At 32.1% G+C, this 953-nt stretch carries 1 protein-coding gene; it reads left to right on the top strand.

The features are described 5' to 3' along the window. Positions 1 to 48: 48 nt before the first annotated feature. Entirely contained in the window at positions 49 to 858 is an 810-nt protein-coding gene (locus tag FC65_RS10835) for an ABC transporter permease (protein ID WP_056972759.1), read from the top strand. Positions 859 to 953: the final 95 nt, after the last annotated feature.

The following is a 953-nucleotide window of genomic DNA, read 5'->3' as shown; positions in this document are numbered from 1 at the left end:
TTAATTTTACAAACGACGAGTACAATAATTAAATGGAGAATACCAATAATGAAAGATGCAATAATTTATATCAAGGAACAATTTAAATATTTGCGTATAGCAGCAAACTTATCTAAATATAGTACAAAGAGTACTTCAATGCAGAATCGTTTTGGCAGGTTATGGGAAATTTTAGATCCTTTGGTGCAATTAGCAATCAATTACATAATTTTCGGAATTTTAATGCACCGTACTGCTCCAGACGGGTTGCCTCCTTTGCCTTGGATGTTCATTGGTATGGGAGTATATTCTTTTATGCAACATGTGATCACTACCGGAGCAAAGAGTGTCACTAAACAATTTAAATTAACGGCTAAAATGCGATTCCCAGTTAGTATAATGCCAACTTCTTCCATGATTGGTTTTTTTACGGAACTCTTTATCATGGTTGGTGGAGGGTTATTTTTAGCGGTATTTTCTGGCTATTATCCTTCGGTTTATTGGTTACAATTTTTGTACTATATACCAATGTTGATAATTTTTACTCTTTCGGTTTCATTATTATGTTCATCGATTGAAGTAGTTTTCCCTGATTTTAAATTTTTCCTGAATTACATTTTTAGATTTTTAATGTACGGCTCTGGAGTTATTTTTGATTTAGGACATTTTAATGTAATTCCACAGGTTTTCATTCAAGCTCAGCTGATCAATCCCTTTTATTATTTAATTGAAGGTTTTCGAGATATTGCTTTTGGACGAGCGTGGATCTGGGATAAAGGAATGTTTAATTTAAGTTTTTGGTTAATAACAATATTTTTATTGATCGTTGCAGCAAACTCACACATGAAGATCCGTGATCGAATTTCAGATTATTTATAAGAGAAGGATGATCGTCGAGACGTATAATTATGGGTATACTTTAGATATAGTCATATCAATTTTTAGGTTCTATACTTTTTCCTGTTGATAGCTTA

The sequence above is a fragment of the Ligilactobacillus acidipiscis DSM 15836 genome (assembly GCF_001435755.1).
GTDB lineage: Bacteria > Bacillota > Bacilli > Lactobacillales > Lactobacillaceae > Ligilactobacillus > Ligilactobacillus acidipiscis.
The sequence above is the reverse complement of the archived record's forward strand: the minus strand, read 5'-3'. Positions and strand labels throughout refer to the sequence as shown.

Excerpts from the sequence above, each read along its gene's own strand:
- FC65_RS10835 (WP_056972759.1), top strand. The coding sequence starts at position 49 with ATGAAAGATGCAATAATTTATATCAAGGAACAATTTAAATATTTGCGT.